This window comes from Burkholderia sp. 572, assembly GCF_040545135.1.
Classification (GTDB): domain Bacteria; phylum Pseudomonadota; class Gammaproteobacteria; order Burkholderiales; family Burkholderiaceae; genus Burkholderia; species Burkholderia cepacia.
Map to the genome: position 1 here is coordinate 18,529 of NZ_JBEPLH010000019.1, position 16,495 is coordinate 35,023.

Sequence of the window (16,495 nt, forward strand, 5' to 3'; positions counted from 1 at the left end):
CGCCTCTCGAGGTTGATCTACACGACGTTGTCCAGTGCTTTGACCTCTGCGATTCGTGGCTCGGTGATCCAGAGCGCATCGATCATCTGAAACGCCAACGGGGCCAGCGGCGTACCGATGACCTGCTCCCGGGCAAGCGCGAATTCAAACAAGCCGGAATTATCGACACCCCGTTCCGCGGCGTTCACGATGGAGACAGGACCGCCTCCCTCGCGCGGAATATAGATCAATGAAACCAGAACGCGGTCGGCAGGCCCGGCACTTTCCCCCCAGTCGCCCAACACGAGGTCAATGATCGGCGGATGGTCCGGCCTTCCGGTTGCCCATTGGACGAAGTAGACGCCAACAACTGAATCGCCTTGGTGCAGTTCGCCCGTGATTCTCCTCGTCTCGCTACCACAACACGCACAATTGAAAGTGGATGCTTCCCCCGGGTACGCGTGTATCGATTCGTCGGCCGACATTGGGCGGAGTCCCCAAAGTAGTTGCAGGTTGAAGGCGGCGGTTCCTGCGGGAATCCGTGCGGATCGGGTTTCCAGGACCAGGCTCCCGGACAGGAGAGCAGCCGAAATGAAGCCTATCAAGAAACCGGGCCGCCGACCTCGAAGTGCTCCACGCATGTAGTCGGAAGAACGTCGTCCGTGGATCGCATGCGAAACGATAGCGGGTTGCGCGGGCGCGGCATCGGCGGAGTGGACCAAGGGACGGCCCGCTACCGCCATGAACGACATCGCGTGTGACAGTGTCGGGTGTGCAGGTATTGCCCACGAGCGGCAGCGTGGCTTCGGCGCGAATTGTCGCGCTCATGTAGACTCGTGTGCCCTTCAACGGAGTAGATGCTATGCAACTGCTTGATCATGTGTCAATCAGCGTGCCGGATATCGAACTGGCGCGCCCGTTCTACGATGCCATCATGGCCGCGCTGGGCGCGGCCCGGGTCTATGACCGGGGCACCGCACTCGGCTACGGCGAACGCTGCAATGCGAACGACACCGCATCGACCTTTCTCGCGATCTACCTGGATCCCGCCGAAATCGGCGTGAGCAAGCGGCACTGGTGCTTCAAGGCCGCGAGCCGCGCGCAGGTGGATGCGTTTTTCGAGGCCGGCCTCGCGACGGGCGGGCAGTCCGACGGTGAGCCCGGCTTGCGGCCGCATTATCACGGCGACTACTACGGGGCGTTTCTCGTCGACCCGGCCGGCAACCGGGTCGAGGCGGTGTGCCACGCGTCCGTGCCGGCGCACGCATCGTGACGAGAGGCGGTTGCAGCGACGCACGCACGCGCGCCTGATGCGGTGATCGCCGCGCGCCGGCCCGATACTGTCCGGCGCGCGGCGCGCGGCGCGCGTTTACGCACGCGCGGCCTGCGCCGCTCAATCGAAGTAGTTCAACCCCATCGCCCCCTTCACCTCCGCGAGCGTCGCGCCGGCCACGTCCCGCGCGTGCATCGTGCCGCGCTTCAGGATCGCCATCACCTCGGCCTTGTCGGCCTCGAATTCGCGGCGGCGCGCGCGGATCGGCTCGATCAGCGCCTGCAGCCGCTCGTTCAGCACGCGCTTGACGACGCTGTCGCCGAGCCCGCCGCGACGGTAGTGCGCCTTCAACTTGTCGACCTTCTGCACGTCAGGCTCGAACGCATCGAGGAACGTGAACACGACATTGCCCTCGACCTGGCCGGGATCGCTCACGCGCAGGTGGTTCGGGTCCGTGTACATGTCCTTCACGGCCTGCGTGATCTCGTCCGGCGTCGAGCCGAGCGTGATCGCGTTGCCGAGCGACTTGCTCATCTTCGCCTTGCCGTCGATCCCCGGCAGCCGCGTGACCGCCGACAGCACAGCCTCGCATTCGACCAGCACGGGCCGGTCGACCGTCGCGTTGAAGCGGCGCACGAGTTCGTTGGTCTGCTCGATCATCGGCAGCTGGTCGTCGCCGACCGGCACGTGCGTCGCCTTGAACGCGGTGATGTCGGCCGCCTGGCTCACCGGGTAGGTCAGGAAGCCGGCCGGGATGTCGCGCTCGAAACCGCGCAGGCGGATCTCTTCCTTGATGGTCGGGTTGCGTTCGAGGCGCGCGACCGTGACGAGGTTGAGCAGGTATTGCGACAGCTCGGCGAGCTCGGGCACCTGCGACTGCACGACGATCGTCGAGATTGCCGGATCGATGCCGACGGCGAGATAGTCGAGCGCGACTTCGATCACGTTCTCGGTGACGCGCTGGCGGCGGCCCATGTTGTCGGTCAGCGCCTGCGTGTCGGCGAGCAGCAGGAACTGCTTCGCTTCGTGCTGCATCTGCACGCGCGCGCGCAGCGAGCCGATGTAGTGGCCGAGGTGCAGCGGGCCGGTCGTGCGGTCGCCGGTGAGGATGGTCGGTCGGGTCGGGTGGGTCATGTTGGTCGTTGCTCCGGGTTATCGAAGCCGCCAGCCATGTCGTCTGCGCAGAAACGCAAATGCCGCCATGGCTGGCGGCATCACGTTTGGGACATGCAAAAGGAAACGGGCCGCCTGGGTCAGGCGCGCCACCAGCAATGCACGTTCGGCGAGGCGGGTTGGGTTTCCATTGCGCGAGTATAGCGTAGAGCGGGGACGGACGTGCCGCGTCAGCGGATGACGGACTCCATCGCAAGGTAGGCGGTTTCGGCCGACGGCCACAGCAGGTACAGCAGGCCGGCCATCAGCAACAGCGCGCCGGCGCGTACCAGCGGCGTACGGTCTTTCTCGCGCGGGAGGCGGGTGGGCGGCTTCGAGTTCTTCATGCTTGCTGGCGCGCGAGGCGCCACTCCAACGGTTGCTGCAACGGGTCGGGTGAGGCGACGCCGGGGTGTTGCGGGGTTCGACGGGGGCTGGGGTGCGGCCGGGCACCGTGTCGCCCGGGCGGGACGGCGGGGTTGGCCGCTGGCGGGCATAAAAAGGGACGGTTGAACACCCTTTGGCGGCCATCCATGCCGAGGCGACCGGCATCCTACCAGTTCGGCGGCGCGGACACAGTCAAGAATTGTCGGGGACAGGACCGCAGGGGGCGCGTCGAATGGCCGTGACGCTACCGGCTCGGGATAGCGTCGTCCAGATGCCGCGATGCAACCTTGCCCGTTCTCCACGAGCTTTCAGCCGCATACGCGGCAACTGACAACCGTAAGGTTTCTTTCAGTCGATTGCATTCGTCAACACCGTCGCGCTCCCGTGATTATCCCGAGCCTGTTTTTTACTCTCGCGTCGTAAATGGGTGTGATTATTTAAGAAAATTAAACGGGCCAATCATCATTTTCGCCTTCGAATTTTTTTGAGATTCAAGGTCGCCTTGACCTTGCTAAAACCAATTCCATCTGCTTTATTTACTCATACCAAATCAGGATAAAACGCTATCGGGGTATCACAGTCACTTTGTCAGGTATTGGTGCCTGACGAAGTGGCATCGACTCACCACGGCATCCCTACGATCTGAAGGCGCAGCCCCTTCCCAGCGGGCGTGCTACGCCTGTTGCGCGTGTCCGCGCCCATGGAGGCGATCAGGTGGCCACGCGGGCCCGCCCATGGCCCGCCGATTAATGCTTTCAAAATGCCACGCGATATTTGAATAAAACGAATTCGATTGAGCGCGAGTTTAAATGTTTTATTAACTACCTGCTTACGTTCAAAACCTGGCGGCCAAGCCCTAATGCTACCCACGAAGGAGGCTGGATATATCATGAATAACGCATCTGGAGTCAGAGTTCGTCCGTCGATCGAATCGTTGCAAGTCGAATATCTGAAAGGCAACAAAAAGCCGCTGGAAGACCTGATGCGCGCGTGGAAAGGCATCAAGGCATTGCCGCCCGACGATCCGAACTCGTTCTTCATGATCGGCGGCTTCCACGGCGAGCCGTTCCGCGGCGCCGGCTGGGGCTCGGCGTCTTACTGGGGCGGCTATTGCAACCACGGAAACGTGCTGTTCCCCACCTGGCACCGTGCGTACCTGCTGCGGCTGGAACAGGCGCTGCAGAGCATCCCCGGTTGCGAGCAGGTGATGCTGCCGTTCTGGGACGAAACCAGCGAAGAGTCGCTGACGAAAGGCATCCCGTGGGCACTGACCGACCCGGATTTCGAGCTCGACGGCGAAAAGATTCCGAATCCGCTGGCCTCCTTCACGTTCAACCGGGCGATCACCGACAACATCAACGGCGACGATCCGAACTACAGCAAGCCGCTGCCTTACGTCACGGTTCGCTATCCGTTGTCGGGGCTCGTGGGTACCGACAAGGACCGGGCCGCGACCGAGAAGCACAACGCCAAGTTCAAGGATGCCAAGGAGAACGTGGTATTGCTGAACCGGAACATCGTGGACTGGCTCACGTCCTACATCGTCGTGAAGGGCAAGGTGGTGCCGACCAACGTGAAGCGCAAGTTCGAGCAGTGCCTGGACGCGCCGAACTACACGGTGTTTTCCAACACGACGTCCGCGGCCCAGTGGAACGAGAATCTGCCGGAAGGCGCGATTCCCGTCGTCCCGCTCGAGTCGCCGCACAACAAGATTCACCTGGCGGTCGGCGGGTTCGACGTGCCGCACGGCCCGAACAAGGGTGACCTCTCGCCGATTCCGGGCGCCAACGGCGACATGGGCGAAAACGACACGGCGGGCCTCGACCCGATCTTCTATTTCCATCACTGCTTCATCGATCGCGTGTTCTGGCTGTGGCAGAAGCGGCATGGCTTCACGCAGCATCTCGACGTCATCGCCGAGTATCCGGGCACCAACTCGGTCGACGCGCAGGGGCCGACGCCGGGCACGGTGCCCAACTCGTGGCTCACGCTCTCGTCGCCGCTCGATCCGTTCAAGAAGAGCGAGAACGGCAAGGAGCGCGCCTATACGTCGCTCGACTGCATCAACATCGAGGAGCAGCTCGGCTACACGTACGGCCCCGGCTCGCTGGAAGACCTGCCGAAGCTCTCGCTGGCGGCGACGACCGTGCCGGCCGGCAACAGCAGCAAGGTCGTGCGCGTGTCCGGGCTGAATCGCGCGCCGATCGCGGGGTCGTTCCTGGTCTCCGCGTACGTCAACGTGGACGGCGAGCGGCACCTGCTCGGCACGGAGGCCGTGCTGAGCCGCTGGAGCGTGCAGTACTGCGCGAACTGCCAGACGCACCTCGAAGTGAAGGCGTTCTTTCCGCTGGACCAGTTCTCGGTGAGTGCGGTGGAGGGGGCCCAGTACGACGTCGAGATCCATACGCGCGAAGGCGTACGCCTGCAGACACAACCGGCTTCGCCGCCCGTTTCGCAAGCCGTCGCCGGTGCGGCTCCGCAGGCCGCGCCGAAACTGTTCCGGCTCGAGGTCCGGTAACGACGGCGCGTGACGAACCGGCGCCATCGCGTGGCGCCGGTTCACTTCGGTATTTCGACGACATGGACATGAAGGGGAGGCGCGCGCATGAGCTACACACCCGAAACCGGCAGCCTGGTGGGCCAGTGGACCTATCGCAGTTTCCTGAACGATCCCGACCCGGCCACCGCATTCAACGACCTGGAATTCGGCCTCGGCACGATCGAGATCGCGCAGGCACCGGCGGGCATCTTCAAGGGGCGCATTTTCGGCCCGGGATGGGAGCTGCAGCTCAACGGCTGGATCAGCTACGGGAATCCCGGCACCGTCCGCTTCCAGGGGCGCGGCGTGGTCAGCGGCGAGGAGTGGGTCTACGACTATGTCGGGTACGTGAGCGCGCCCTGGCCCAACGGCATCAACCAGCGTCCGGCGCTGACCGGTTCGATCGTCCGGACGGTTCCGCATGCGAGCGGCAACGGCGGCGTCGCGCCGGCCGGGGTGGTGTGCTCGTGGTACGCGGTCATGCGAGATCCCGCCTGAACGGCCATGACTGCCCGGAGTGTTCCGCCGGCCGACCCGGCCGGGCGTCCGGCGACGGTGACGGGCGCGATCCGCGCGTGCGTGGCGGCCGGGGCTGCGCGAACGGCCATGCTCCCGATGCCCGAACGCGTGCGCGGCGCGCTGGCGTTCGCGATCCTCGGCTACCTGGCGTGCGACCTGCCGACGCGGCTGCATGGTGCCCCTTCCAGCTGGATATGGAACGGCATCGGTGCGCTTGCCTGCGGCGTGGCGGGGTACGCGACGAGAGGCGGATCGCCGGGCAGGTGCGCGCGCCGGTCGATGCGCTGGTGCATGGCCGCCATCTGCGCGGGATTGACGCTCGATGCGATGCGGGCGCCCCTCGAGGCCATTCTCGACATCTGCGGCGGCACGCTCGATACCGGTGCCATGTGGAACATGCTCGTGCTCCATCTCCAGTGGTTCCCGATGTCGATGCTGGCCATGCTGGCGCTGTTGATTCGGCGCGAGGCCGACCGCAAGGACGGGCATCGACGCGGCCCGGTACGCGTGCTGGTCCGGGCGCCGGTGCGGGTCGCGCTCGAATTCGCGGGGATGTTGCTCGTCATGGCGCTCGGCATGACCGCGATCAGGGCAATGGCGTTCAGCGTGGGGCTGCGCTGGGATACGAGCGGCGTGGCCTTTGCGATGCTCGTCAGCATGCTGGCGTTCTACGCCCTGAGCGATCGAGCCGCCCTCGCAGAGGAATCGTTGAAAGGCCGCTTGCGAAACAAGAACGGCCAGATTACTTAGGATCGCAAAAACAGGTTGGAGATCGAATTCGGCGGAACATGATCGCGGCGTAGGTCGATTTCAATAAAAGAGACCACGCACCGGGCAGCGGGCGAACGGGGCGCAACGGTATCGGCCGGCATGCGCGGCGGCACTGCTTGCCTGCGCATGGCCCGCCGGCGTAGGCGCGACGCACGGCGACAACCAATTTCACAGACCCGTCGCACGGTTCGTCCCTGCAGCGGTCCTGCCGAAATTTCCGGCGGGGCTGCCGCCTGTCCATTTCCCGGAGAACACCATGCGATATCCATTGCAGTACGCCGACGTCGGCGCCCCTGCGCCGCGCCCATCCGTACCCGAACCGCACGCACCGGCGCCGCGGGCCGACCTCGAGGAGGTGTGAGCCATGAGCGACGACGCACTCGACCCGTTGCTGCGGCAGTTCGCGGAGAAGCGATTGGGACGGCCCCTCGAGCCGGCTGAAGAACGGGCGCTGCTCGAGCGGCTGCCGGGTCGTCACGCGGCCGCGCCGGCCCCGGCGGCCGGCGCGGCCACGCAGGCGAGCGCCGCGCCCCCGCCATTGCCGCGCTTGAAAACCCGGCAGGAGGCGCGCGAGCAGGTCAAGCATTTCCTGCAGCTCAACCAGCAGAAGGCGTACGAGAAGATGCGCGGCATCCTGCAGACGATCGACGCGCAGAACGAGACGACCCTCGGCATGCTGGCGTCGGAACAGCAGAAAGTGTCCGGCGTACTCGACGCGCACGAGCCGCCGGACGACGCACCGGCATCCGGCGCGGCCGACATCCAGGACAGCACCCGCGAGGCGCTGGCGGTGATCGGCGAGCAGCTGACCGGCCTCATCCGGCAGGAAATCGACGCCTGCTTCCGGCACTACGTCGATTCGCTTGCCGAACGGCTCGTCGTGCGGCTCGACGCGATCGACGAGCGGCTGCAACGCATCGGCGCCCGTCCGGCTGACCTGCACGAACCGGCCGCTGCCGCCACCGCCGCCGCTTCTGTTCACGATACCCCCGGGCCAGCGTCCATGGAGTAGCACACCGGGCATGCGGTCGAAGTCGAGCGGCTGAAGTCCGGCGGCTGGACGCGAGACCGGCCGGCCCCCGATGTGCGACCTCTCAACTACGTGAATCAAGGAGCAAAAAATGGGTGATACGTGTCAGGTGTGCCAGGTCAATCCCGCGATTACCGATGCCGTCACGCAGGTCAACGTCAAGGTGGTCGCCGAGGCGCCGGCGATGGCGATGGGCTCGCTGTACCAGGCCCAGAGCCATTCGCTCAGCATCCTGTTCGAGAACGCGGTGCAGCAGCAGTCGCAGGCCGCGATCCAGTCGCAGACGTCGACGAACGTGGGGACGATGCAGCTCTACACGATCGGGCCGGAAAGCGCGGGGGCGGCCGCCACGGAAATCGGCGCGAACGGGATCATTTCCATTCTGGCCGACGTGATCGCGATCGGGAAGGCGATGCGCCCGTAACGCGCGGTCGCCACGCCGCGGTCGAGCGGCGGCGCAAGCGGCTCGGGCCGCCGATACCGCCGCCGCACCGCCGAACCGCAGCACGTCCGCCGGCGCCTGAACAGCGGTGCCGCGCGGTGTTCCGGAGCAAACGACAGGACGGGTAGAGCCGATTCGATGCGGCGCCCGTTCGCAAACCAGGAGAAATTCGATGGCAAATGATACAAGCGCCCCGACGGATTCGAAGGATCCGAAAGACCCCTGCAACTGCAAGACGTGCGCGGTCAATGCCGCGATCACCGACGCCGTCACGCAGACCAACGTCAAGGTGGTGGGTGAAGCGCCGGCGATGGCAACGGGCTCGCTGTACCAGGCCCAGAGCCATTCGCTCAGCGTGCTGTTCGAGAACGCCGTGCAGCAGCAGTCGCAGGCCGCGGTACAGCTGCCGACCTCGACGAACGTGGGCACGATGCAGCTCTACACGCTCGGGCCGGCGAGCGCCGGCGCCGCCGCGACGGAAATCGGCTCGAACGGCGTGCTGTCCGTGCTGGCCGATGTGCTCGCGCTCGGCAAGGCGCTGGCCTGACGCGTAACCCGGCGTCGACGCCGGGCGGCGGCCCTGATCTTCGCGGCCGCCGCCCGGCGCCTGTCGTCATCCCGGCGCTCGCGACGGCGAGCGCTCTCGCGCACCGATGCTATCGATCGGCGCACGCCGCCGACCGACCCATTCATGCGTTCGCCGTGACTGCATCGCAGCGGGCGGGCAAACCAGGAGCAACGACATGCCGGAACAGGTTTCCGCCGCGGTGACCGATGCGGTCACGCAAGCCAACGTCAAGGTGGTGGGCGAAGCGCCCGCCGTGGCCTTGGGCACGCTCATGCAGTCCAACAGCCATGCGTCCGCGATCCTGCTTCACAACGCGGTGCAGATGCAGGCGAACCAGGCGATGTCCAACCTCGCCGCCACGACCGTCGGCGTCATGCAGCTCTACGCCGGCTCGCCGGTGGCGGTGGCCGCCGCGGCGCGCTCCGCGAACGACAACTTTGCGTCGCAACTGACCGCCGTCGCGCAGTTGATGAACGCCATCGGCCACTGGCGCGGCTGATCTTCACCGCGCGCCGCGCAACCCGGCGCGCGCGACTTCCTGCCGCCGCGGCGTCGCGGCGCATGCGCCCGGCGCGTCAATTGGCGTTGACGATGGTCCGCAGCTGCTCCGGTTTTTCGATCGTCACGCCGTGCGCGTGAAGCCGGATCAGGCCGTCGCGCTGCATCTTCCGCAGGCTGCTGTTCAGTCGCGGCCGGCTGACGTTGAGCATCGCGGCGAGGATGCTCTGGCTCTCCGGCAGCCTCACCTCGAGATCGTTCCCTTGCATGCGGTTCAGCAGATGGCGCGCGAGCCTGGCTTCGAGCCGGTACAGGCACGTCGATTCGACGAAGTCGCTCAGCTGGTGCACGTGCCGGCACAGCTGCTCGTGGATGCGCTCCATGAAATCCGCGTTGGCCAGCAGCGGCGCGAAATACTGGCGATGCAGCAGCGACACGCGGCAGTCGGGGCTCAACTGCGCGGTGAAGCTGCGCCGGTGGGCGCGAACCAGCGTGTTTTCGCCGATGAGTTCGCCCGGCAACGAGTGGCCGAGAATGAGTTCGCGTCCGCCGGGTTCGTGCAGCGTCTTGTACACGCGGCCGCAGTGCACGAAGGCGACGAAATCGCCCGGATCGCCCTTGAAGAACAACAGGCGATTGCCGTGTTCAGGCCAGGGCGCGAGATGCCGCTCGATGTGAGCGAGCAGGCTTTCCGGAAGATCGGCGAGTATCGGGATATTGCACAGCGTTCGACCGTTGACGAGGGCAGGCATGTTTTCCGTGCAAGGTTGTTTGACGATGCGGCCACCTAGCGAAAAACGCTGCCTTTGGCATTGCGTGAAAAATGAATGATGAAAATAACCAGATAATGGGAAAGCGATCCCGATACGGTTTTGCTTCGGCGCCAGGGACCTTTGGTCGACCGACATCGACAGCAGCGTGCCGGCGTAATCACGTCGCGGCGGCAATCGCCATTTTTCATCGAAATGCCATTGGTTACGCTCGGCGGCGCGCCCGAAACGACGGATGAGGATATGCCGGTGAATTAAAGTTTCCGTTCACAATAATCAAGAAAATTTACACGAAGCGATTATCTTTAAAACGGTGTTACGCGGGTAACAGCGCCATTCCCGGCGTCGAATCGATTCTGTGTTTTCCATAAAAAAGGAAGGCACGGGATGACAACCTCGAACCAGCACGCTGTTTCGACGCCTGAGTCGCCGGCGCAGCAGCTCGATCACACGTGGCGGGAAATGCAGGGGAAATTGCGGCGCCGCGCGCGCCTGTTGTGCAAGGGCGATATCCACCGTGCCGACGAACTGCTCTCCGATACCGCGCTCAAGGTCCACATCTACCTGCAACGTTCGCCCGAGCGCGTCCGGAACCTGGCCGGCTTTCTCTTTCTGGCGCTGAACCACGCGTTCCTCGACGGCGCGCGCCGCCGTGTGCGCGAAAGCGGCATGCTCGAGTTCGACCCGGGCTGGGACGACGATCACACCGTCGAGCTGGCCGGCCACGCGCCGTCGGTGGAGCAGCAGCTGCTGCTCCGGCAACAGCTGCTGCGTCTCGAGCAGGTGCTGTCCACGCTCTCCTCGCAGCAGCAGATGCTGTTCACGCTGAAGTTCGAGGAGGACCGGCCCTATCTGCACATCGCGGCGACGCTCGGGATCAACGAGCCGCTGGCCAGGAAGCGTGTCGAGCTGCTGCGCAGGAAATTGCGCGAGGAACTCGCGTGAGCGCGTTCACGAACGCGGGCATGCAGCGTTCCTAACGGCATGCGCGGCGTCGATGGCCCGCCGTTCCTTCAATCGCATGCCGGAGCCGAGATCCGAGGAGGCCTCGTGGCAGACAAAGTCAATGAGCAGGTTACCGACGCGCTGACGCAGACTAATGTCAACGTCGTCGCGGGATCCCCGGCCCAGGCGCTGGGCATGCTTTACCAGATGTTCAGCCAGGCCGTCGGCATCTCGGCGCAGAACATGACGCAGCAGCAGGCGGCGCTGAACCAGATTTCGAACGCCGTCGTGTCGAAGGCGGTGGCCATGATCCTGTCCGTCGAGGCGTCGCCGAAGCCGCCAGCGGGCGGCGCGGCGCAAGCGCCGGCGGCCGGGCCGCAGACGGGTTCCACGCATTAGTCGACTCTCGGGATACCTGAACCATGAACATGAAAGGCCTTTGGGGCGGGCGCGGCGACGGTGCGCCGCAGGCGCCGCACGATGGCGCGCCCGCGGCAGCAGGCGCAACGACGCCGGCCGACGCAACGATACCCGCCGATGTCGCGCCGCCCGTCGCGGCGCCGAAAGCCGGCGCGCGCGCATGGCCGGTCAACCGGCTGCGCAGGCTCACCGATGCGCTGAAGGCGCCGAACCAGGTCGCCGATCCGGCCGGGGGCGGCGGTTCGGCGCTGCAGACCGTGCAGGCGATCAACGCGGAGGCGGCGTCCTACGCGACGACGCAGATCGCCGTCGGCCCGAACATGATGATCACGCAGGCGGGCGGGATGGTCGCGCAGGCGGCGGCCAACTACTTCGAGGCGTCGACGTCGCTGGCGATCGCGGGCAAGAGCGTGCTGATGAAGGACCTGGCGCAGAAGACCATCGACGAGAACGTGCGCGGGATGGCGATGGATGCGGTGGGCCTGCTGTTGACGGACCTGTTCGTCGCGACGGCGGCGGTCGTCGCGGGTGCCGCGGAGGCGATCGAAGGCGAGGCCGCGAGCGTCGCGCTCGACAAGATCGACGAGAGCCTGCAGCGGTATCAGGCGCTGCTGGACAAGAAGGGTGCGTAGCGCGCGACCGCGCGCGGCGACCAGGAATCAATCGACACGACCCGCCGGGCCGTCAGGCCCGACGCGGGATGTGAGCGGCGGGAACGACGCGTGTCCGCTTTCCCGGACACGCGTCGTTCCCGCCACCGGCAGTCCCATCGAGTCAAGTGAGGAACCCATGCCCTACGACATTCAGAACGTACAAGGTCCCGCGCCGCTGGCGGTTGGCGAGCGCATCTGGGGAGATGCGTCGGAAATCGATTTCGGCGCGATGACGAGCTGCATCGCGCTCGTCGAGCAGACGCCGGGCCAGCCGGCGTCGGTGCGCGCGATCCATCTGTCGATCGTCAGCGACGACGGTACGAAGGTGTACGACCCGTCGGCGAACGTGGCCGGGCAGGTCGAGACGATCATGCAGCAGAGCGGCGACCTGCGTACCTGCCTCGGGCGCATCGATCTCTGGCAGGCCAGCCAGTCGCAACAACTGCGGGATTTCTTCGCCGCGCTGATGCTGAGCCTCGACATGCAGAACTGGGTGCAGCTGCCGGACGGCAACCTGCGGGTGCGGATCAACGGCGGCGTGATCCAGTATCGGCAGGGCGCCGGCCCATGGACGAACGCGTAGCCGGCGCGACCGGTTGAAGCCGGCGCCCGCCGTCCGGGCGGGCGCCGGTGCAACACGGGCGCGTCGTCCCGTGCCGCTCGCCGCCCGCGCGCCCCCCAGCTTTTTGCTCATCAACACCAACAAAAATCATCATTTCGCCGCAAGCGGCGTGTCAGCAGAATGTCTCCATTCCAGCTCGAGCGACAGCACGCGCGTCGCGCCGAGCCGCACTTCAGAAGGAGACAGCCGTGGCAGTCGAAACAACCTCAATCGATACGCTCGTCGTCGGCGCCGGTCAGGCCGGCGTGGCCATGAGCGAGCACCTGGGCAAGCTGGGCGTGCCGCATCTCGTGCTGGAGCGCAGCCGCATCGCCGAACGCTGGCGCACCGGGCGCTGGGATTCGCTGGTCGCCAACGGCCCCGCGTGGCACGACCGCTTCCCGGGGCTCGAATTCGACGGCCTCGACCCCGACGCGTTCGCGTCGAAAGACCAGGTCGCGGACTACTTCGAAGCCTATGCGCGCAAGTTCGACGCGCCGATCCGCACCGGCGTCGAGGTGAAGCGGGTCGTGCGCAATACGGGCAAGCCGGGCTTCGTCGTCGAGACGTCCGACGGCACGATCGAGGCGAACCGCGTGGTCGTCGCGACGGGGCCGTTCCAGCGCCCGGTGATTCCGCCGATCGCGCCGGACGACGCGCGCCTCGTGCAGCTCCATTCCGCCGACTACCGCAACCCGGGCCAGCTCCCGGACGGCGCGGTGCTGGTGGTCGGCGCGGGTTCGTCGGGTGTGCAGATCGCCGACGAGCTGCAGCGCGCGGGCCGCCGGGTCTACCTGTCGGTCGGCCCGCACGACCGCCCGCCGCGCGCGTATCGCGGCCGCGACTTCTGCTGGTGGCTCGGCGTGCTCGGCGAATGGGACAAGGAAGTCGCGACGCCCGGCCGCGAACACGTGACGATCGCGGTGAGCGGCGCGCGCGGCGGCCATACGGTCGATTTCCGCAAGCTCGCGAACCAGGGCGTGACGCTCGTCGGGCTGACGAAGTCGTTCAGCGGCGGCGTGGCGACGTTCGAGCGCGACCTCGCGATCAACCTCGCGCGCGGCGACGAGAACTACCTGTCGCTGCTCGACGCGGCCGACGCTTATGCGGCCCGCAACGGCCTCGACCTGCCGGCCGAACCCGACGCCCGTCACATTCTGCCGAACCCGGACTGCGTCGCGCACCCGATCCTCGCGCTCGACCTCGCTGGCGCGGGCGTCACGTCGATCGTCTGGGCGACGGGATATGCGGTCGACTACGGCTGGCTGAAGGTCGATGCGTTCGACGCGAACGGCAAGCCGCGGCACCAGCGCGGCGTGTCGAAGGAGCCGGGCATCTATTTCCTCGGGCTGCCGTGGCTGTCGCGGCGCGGCTCCAGCTTCATCTGGGGCGTGTGGCACGACGCGCGGCACATCGCCGATCACATCGCGACGCAGCGCACCTACCTCGAATACCACGACGCATCGCAGCGCCGCTCGGCATCGCGCCCGGAGCCGGGCGGCGCCGCGTCGCACGCCGACGCGCAGCCGCTCGCCGACGCGGTCAACTGACCGACCCCATGCCGCCCGCCTGCCGCACCGCGATCGTGTTCGCGCCCGGTGCGGCGGCGTGCCCCCTGACGACTGAAGGATTTCGATGAGCCAACCGACCCATACCCGTATCCGCATGTTCAACACGAAGGATACCTACCCGAACCAGACGCTCGACAACGACCTGTGCCAGGCCGTGCGGGCCGGCAACACCGTCTACGTGCGCGGCCAGGTCGGCACCGACTTCGACGGCAACCTGGTCGGCCTCGGCGACCCGCGCGCGCAGGCCGAGCAGGCGATGAAGAACGTCAGGCAGCTGCTGGAGGAAGCCGGCAGCGACCTCACGCACATCGTGAAGACGACGACCTACCTGATCGACCCGCGTTATCGCGAGCCGGTGTACCAGGAAGTCGGCAAGTGGCTGAAGGGCGTGTATCCGATCTCGACGGGGCTCGTCGTGTCCGCGCTCGGCCAGCCGCAGTGGCTGATGGAAATCGACGTGATCGCCGTGATTCCGGACAACTGGCAGCCGAACGGCGCCCGGGAGGCGACATGACTTTCTCCATCGTCGGGCGCTGCCCGGAGACGGGCCAGCTCGGCATCGCGATCAGCTCGTCGAGCATCGCGGTGGGCGCGCGCTGCCCGTGGGTGCGCGCGGGCGTCGGCGCCGTCGCGACGCAGAACATCACGCTGCCGGCGCTCGGCCCGCAGATCCTCGACCTGATCGAGCACGAACAGCTCGCGCCCGCCGCGGCGCTCGACCGCGCGCTCAGCGCGAACGGCTGGAGCCAGTACCGGCAGGTCACGGTGATCGACGGGCAGGGGCAGACCGCATGCTTCACCGGCAAGGAAGCGCTCGGCACGCATCACGCGGTGCGCGGCGAACAGTGCGTGGCGGCCGGCAACCTGCTGGCTTCGCCGGACGTGATCGACGCGATGGCGCGCGCCTTCGAGCAGGCGCCCGGCCTGCTCGCCGATCGCCTGCTCGCCGCGATGCACGCGGCGATCGCGGCCGGCGGCGAGGCGGGGCCGGTGCACTCGGCCGCGCTGAAGGTGGCCGGCGACGTGACCTGGCCGATCGTCGACCTGCGCGTCGACTGGGCCGATGCCGATCCGGTCGGGCAGCTCGATGCGCTGTGGCGGGCGTATCGGCCGCAGATGCAGGACTACCAGACGCGCGCGCTGAACCCGACCGCCGCGCCGAGCTACGGAGTGCCGGGCGATGAATGACACGTCGAGCCGCGCGTTGCTCGAGCGGCTGATCGGTTTCGCGACGGTCAGCCGCGATTCGAATCTCGAGATGATCGGTTTCATCCGCGACTATCTCGCGGGCTTCGGCGTCGAGAGCGAACTGTTCTACAACGCGGAACGGACGAAGGCGAGCCTGTACGCGACGATCGGGCCGCGCGATCGCGGCGGCATCGCGCTGTCGGGCCATACCGACGTGGTGCCGGTCGACGGGCAGGCGTGGACGGTCGAGCCGTTCCGGCTGACCGAGCGCGACGGCCGCCTGTACGGGCGCGGCACGGCCGACATGAAGGGCTTCATCGCGTCGGCGCTCGCGGCCGTGCCGGCGTTCGTCGCACGGCCGCTGCGCGTGCCCGTGCATCTCGCGTTCTCGTACGACGAGGAAGTCGGCTGCCTCGGCGTGCGGCCGATGCTCGACGCACTGGCCGCGCGTGCGCACCGGCCGCGCCTGTGCCTGATCGGCGAGCCGACCGAACTGAAGCCGGTGCTCGGCCACAAGGGCAAGCTCGCGATGCGCTGCCACGTGAAGGGGGCCGCGTGCCATTCGGCGTACGCGCCGTCGGGCGTCAACGCGATCGACTATGCGGCGAAGCTGATCGGCCGGCTCGGCGAGATCGGCGCGGCGCTCGCGCGGCCCGAACGGCACGACGGCCGCTTCGATCCGCCGTTCTCGACCGTGCAGACGGGGCTGATCAAGGGCGGCCGCGCGCTGAACATCGTGCCGGCCGAATGCGAGTTCGACTTCGAGGTGCGTGCGCTGCCGGATTTCGATGCGCACGACGTGCCGCGGAAGCTGCAGGACTATGCGGAATCCGAACTGTTGCCGGGAATGCGTGCGGTGCAGCCCGACACCGACATTCGATTGCAGCCGCTGGGCGCGTATCCGGGGCTGGCCACGGCGCCGGACAGCGAGGCCGCGCGCCTGCTCGCGATGCTGAGCGGTTCCGATGCGTTCGGCACGGTCGCATTCGGCACCGAGGGCGGGCTGTTCGGGCAGGCCGGGATTCCGGCAGTCGTATGCGGGCCCGGCAGCATGGACCAGGGGCACAAGCCCGACGAGTTCGTCACGCTAGACCAGCTGCATGGATGCGACGCGATGCTGCGTCGGCTGGCTGCGTATCTGTCGTCGGCCGCCTGAAACCGTCACTGCAAACACGCACGCACCGCCTCG

20 protein-coding genes are annotated in these 16,495 nt (G+C 66.7%); 16 read left to right on the top strand and 4 right to left on the bottom strand.

Translation table 11 applies throughout. The annotated features are described in order from the left end of the window. Window positions 1–17 precede the first annotated feature (17 nt). Window positions 18–464 carry a hypothetical protein gene (locus ABIC51_RS29860; RefSeq protein WP_354006738.1) on the bottom strand — a complete coding sequence of 149 codons (447 nt, stop codon included), beginning with the start codon at window positions 462–464 and terminating at the stop codon, window positions 18–20. Window positions 465–841: 377 nt separating this feature from the next. Here ABIC51_RS29860 and ABIC51_RS29865 point away from each other — a divergent pair, with 377 nt between their 5' ends. Continuing rightward, window positions 842–1,252 carry a VOC family protein gene (locus ABIC51_RS29865; RefSeq protein ID WP_021157925.1) on the top strand — a complete coding sequence of 137 codons (411 nt, stop codon included), beginning with the start codon at window positions 842–844 and terminating at the stop codon, window positions 1,250–1,252. Window positions 1,253–1,372: 120 nt separating this feature from the next. On the opposite strand, the gene trpS is transcribed toward ABIC51_RS29865, so the two are convergent. Continuing rightward, complete coding sequence (gene trpS / locus ABIC51_RS29870; RefSeq protein WP_354006739.1) at window positions 1,373–2,386, bottom strand: tryptophan--tRNA ligase; 1,014 nt, start codon at window positions 2,384–2,386, stop codon at window positions 1,373–1,375. A gap of 209 nt (window positions 2,387–2,595) precedes the next feature. Continuing rightward, on the bottom strand, window positions 2,596–2,751 hold the full coding sequence (locus ABIC51_RS29875; RefSeq protein WP_021157927.1) for a hypothetical protein: 156 nt from the start codon (window positions 2,749–2,751) through the stop codon (window positions 2,596–2,598). A gap of 929 nt (window positions 2,752–3,680) precedes the next feature. On the opposite strand from ABIC51_RS29875, the gene ABIC51_RS29880 reads away from it, so the two are divergent. The 7 genes from ABIC51_RS29880 to ABIC51_RS29910 all read left to right on the top strand — a co-directional run bounded on the left by ABIC51_RS29880 (window position 3,681) and on the right by ABIC51_RS29910 (window position 9,159). Continuing rightward, window positions 3,681–5,309, top strand: a complete 1,629-nt coding sequence (locus ABIC51_RS29880) for a tyrosinase family protein (RefSeq protein WP_027792477.1) — start codon at window positions 3,681–3,683, stop codon at window positions 5,307–5,309. An 87-nt stretch (window positions 5,310–5,396) separates the two neighbouring features. Continuing rightward, a complete protein-coding gene (locus tag ABIC51_RS29885; protein WP_027792478.1) occupies window positions 5,397–5,828 on the top strand; it encodes a hypothetical protein in 432 nt (143 codons plus the stop codon). A gap of 6 nt (window positions 5,829–5,834) precedes the next feature. Continuing rightward, complete coding sequence (locus tag ABIC51_RS29890; RefSeq protein WP_354006740.1) at window positions 5,835–6,599, top strand: hypothetical protein; 765 nt, start codon at window positions 5,835–5,837, stop codon at window positions 6,597–6,599. A 385-nt stretch (window positions 6,600–6,984) separates the two neighbouring features. Continuing rightward, window positions 6,985–7,632 (top strand): hypothetical protein, encoded by a 648-nt coding sequence (locus tag ABIC51_RS29895; RefSeq protein ID WP_354006741.1) that lies wholly within the window; start codon window positions 6,985–6,987, stop codon window positions 7,630–7,632. A gap of 109 nt (window positions 7,633–7,741) precedes the next feature. Further along, the gene (locus tag ABIC51_RS29900; protein WP_021157934.1) at window positions 7,742–8,074 is read left to right on the top strand and encodes a RebB family R body protein; all 333 of its coding nucleotides are present in this window, start codon (window positions 7,742–7,744) and stop codon (window positions 8,072–8,074) included. 190 nt (window positions 8,075–8,264) lie between these two features. Continuing rightward, complete coding sequence (locus tag ABIC51_RS29905; RefSeq protein ID WP_034196216.1) at window positions 8,265–8,639, top strand: RebB family R body protein; 375 nt, start codon at window positions 8,265–8,267, stop codon at window positions 8,637–8,639. A gap of 196 nt (window positions 8,640–8,835) precedes the next feature. Beyond that, a complete protein-coding gene (locus ABIC51_RS29910) occupies window positions 8,836–9,159 on the top strand; it encodes a RebB family R body protein (protein ID WP_027792482.1) in 324 nt (107 codons plus the stop codon). Between the two features lie 76 nt (window positions 9,160–9,235). On the opposite strand, the gene ABIC51_RS29915 is transcribed toward ABIC51_RS29910, so the two are convergent. Further along, the gene (locus tag ABIC51_RS29915) at window positions 9,236–10,105 is read right to left on the bottom strand and encodes a Crp/Fnr family transcriptional regulator (protein WP_354006742.1); all 870 of its coding nucleotides are present in this window, start codon (window positions 10,103–10,105) and stop codon (window positions 9,236–9,238) included. Window positions 10,106–10,315: 210 nt separating this feature from the next. Between ABIC51_RS29915 and ABIC51_RS29920 the strand changes: the two genes are divergently transcribed. The 8 genes from ABIC51_RS29920 (at window position 10,316) to argE (ending at window position 16,462) form a co-directional block, all read left to right on the top strand. Further along, complete coding sequence (locus tag ABIC51_RS29920; protein WP_027792484.1) at window positions 10,316–10,873, top strand: RNA polymerase sigma factor; 558 nt, start codon at window positions 10,316–10,318, stop codon at window positions 10,871–10,873. Window positions 10,874–10,978: 105 nt separating this feature from the next. Continuing rightward, a complete protein-coding gene (locus tag ABIC51_RS29925; protein WP_059695824.1) occupies window positions 10,979–11,272 on the top strand; it encodes a RebB family R body protein in 294 nt (97 codons plus the stop codon). 23 nt (window positions 11,273–11,295) lie between these two features. Then, entirely contained in the window at window positions 11,296–11,925 is a 630-nt protein-coding gene (locus ABIC51_RS29930) for a hypothetical protein (protein WP_175854697.1), read from the top strand. A gap of 157 nt (window positions 11,926–12,082) precedes the next feature. After that, window positions 12,083–12,529 (top strand): hypothetical protein, encoded by a 447-nt coding sequence (locus ABIC51_RS29935; protein WP_124546998.1) that lies wholly within the window; start codon window positions 12,083–12,085, stop codon window positions 12,527–12,529. 227 nt (window positions 12,530–12,756) lie between these two features. Further along, a complete protein-coding gene (locus tag ABIC51_RS29940) occupies window positions 12,757–14,097 on the top strand; it encodes a flavin-containing monooxygenase (RefSeq protein WP_060172001.1) in 1,341 nt (446 codons plus the stop codon). An 85-nt stretch (window positions 14,098–14,182) separates the two neighbouring features. Beyond that, window positions 14,183–14,632 (top strand): RidA family protein, encoded by a 450-nt coding sequence (locus ABIC51_RS29945; protein WP_027792489.1) that lies wholly within the window; start codon window positions 14,183–14,185, stop codon window positions 14,630–14,632. Beyond that, window positions 14,629–15,306, top strand: a complete 678-nt coding sequence (locus tag ABIC51_RS29950; RefSeq protein WP_027792490.1) for a DUF1028 domain-containing protein — start codon at window positions 14,629–14,631, stop codon at window positions 15,304–15,306. The genes ABIC51_RS29945 and ABIC51_RS29950 overlap by 4 nt, the downstream gene beginning before the upstream one ends. Continuing rightward, complete coding sequence (argE, locus tag ABIC51_RS29955; protein ID WP_354006743.1) at window positions 15,299–16,462, top strand: acetylornithine deacetylase; 1,164 nt, start codon at window positions 15,299–15,301, stop codon at window positions 16,460–16,462. Before ABIC51_RS29950 ends, argE begins: the two co-directional genes overlap by 8 nt. Window positions 16,463–16,495: the final 33 nt, after the last annotated feature.